Raw genomic sequence first — 1,178 nt, 5'->3', positions numbered from 1 at the left:
CTGCAAAGGAGTCCAGCGATGACCGCCACCAGGAAAAAATGGTCGGCCGAGGTGACCGAGCACAGCAACGCAATGGATCTTGAGGATCACGTCTTCGAATCCGACGACGCCAGGAAGATCGCCGGCTCGCTGAAACGATCCGCCGAACACAGCCACAGGCGCAAGGCCGAGCCTTTCCAATCCGCCATGTCGATGCTGAATTTTTACATCAACCGCGCCGGCAAGAACTTGCCTGCCGCGCGCAAAAAAGTGCTTGAGGACGCCAAGGACGAACTGCGCAGCGCCTTCGGACGTGACAAGGATGATTAGCGGCGGCCGGCCCTACCGGGCGCGGATGACGCCGTCTGTGTTGGCGAGCAGTTTGCGCACTGCATTGCGCGCGGCGTCGGGGCGCTGCAAGCGGATGTTCTTCTCGATCGCCTCGTGCAGCTTCTGCGCGTGGTTGAGATCGTCGATCTCCCGCGTCGTATAGGCAAAGAGGTGATCGAACGCGGACTCGATCAGTACGCCGAGCGGCACCAGAAGGTCATTGCCCGAAGCCCGCAGGATGGCAAGATGGAAGCGCGTGTCGGCACGGGTCCGCTCCTGCAGGCTCGTCGCCTCTCCCATCTCCCGGCAGGCCAGGCTGATCTCGGCCATCTGCTCGTCGGTTCTTCGCATGGCGGCAAACGCGGTCGCTTCCGGCTCGATGATGTGGCGGAATTCCTGCACCGTCTTGAGGAACACTTCGCGATCCGGCGACGTCGCGTACCAGGCAAGCACATCGCGATCGAGCAGGTTCCAGCGTTCCTTCGGCTCGACCCAGCTGCCGATCTTGGGACGTGAGGCCAAAAGGCTCTTGGCCATCAGCATCTTGATGGCTTCGCGCACCGCCGAGCGGCTGACGCTGAAGGTCTCCGACCATTTCGCTTCATTGGGCAGGATGGTGCCGGGCGGATAGTCGCCGCGCACGATCCTGAGGCCGATTTCGCTGGCCAGCGAGGCGTGGACGCTGGAGCCTGGGATACGCGCGGCGTCGGCGCGGCGAACGCCGCCCGGACGGTCCCCGGAGACCGCCTTCCCCAACGATTTTTCCTTGTTCGGCTTCGCGTCCCGCATGGGTTCCAGAAAGTCCGTATTAAGCAGGCTGTCAAGCGCGGCAAGCGGCTTGCACCGCAAAGCCGCCCGCTGTGCACAGA

Annotated in this window: 2 protein-coding genes; one reads left to right on the top strand and one right to left on the bottom strand. The window is 63.2% G+C overall.

All coding sequences use genetic code 11. The features are described from left to right. Positions 1–18 precede the first annotated feature (18 nt). A complete protein-coding gene (locus EN893_RS34835) occupies positions 19–309 on the top strand; it encodes a DUF3175 domain-containing protein (protein WP_127270870.1) in 291 nt (96 codons plus the stop codon). 12 nt (positions 310–321) lie between these two features. Here EN893_RS34835 and EN893_RS34830 read toward each other — a convergent pair whose 3' ends face one another. Continuing rightward, on the bottom strand, positions 322–1,098 hold the full coding sequence (locus tag EN893_RS34830) for a FadR/GntR family transcriptional regulator (protein WP_127271478.1): 777 nt from the start codon (positions 1,096–1,098) through the stop codon (positions 322–324). Positions 1,099–1,178: the final 80 nt, after the last annotated feature.

Origin of the sequence: Mesorhizobium sp. M7A.F.Ca.CA.004.04.2.1, from assembly GCF_004022825.1 — a bacterium.
In the GTDB taxonomy this organism is placed as follows: Bacteria; Pseudomonadota; Alphaproteobacteria; order Rhizobiales; family Rhizobiaceae; genus Mesorhizobium.
The sequence above is the reverse complement of the archived record's forward strand: the minus strand, read 5'-3'. Positions and strand labels throughout refer to the sequence as shown.

Excerpts from the sequence above, each read along its gene's own strand:
- EN893_RS34835 (WP_127270870.1), top strand. The coding sequence starts at position 19 with ATGACCGCCACCAGGAAAAAATGGTCGGCCGAGGTGACCGAGCACAGC.
- EN893_RS34830 (WP_127271478.1), bottom strand. The coding sequence starts at position 1,098 with ATGCGGGACGCGAAGCCGAACAAGGAAAAATCGTTGGGGAAGGCGGTC.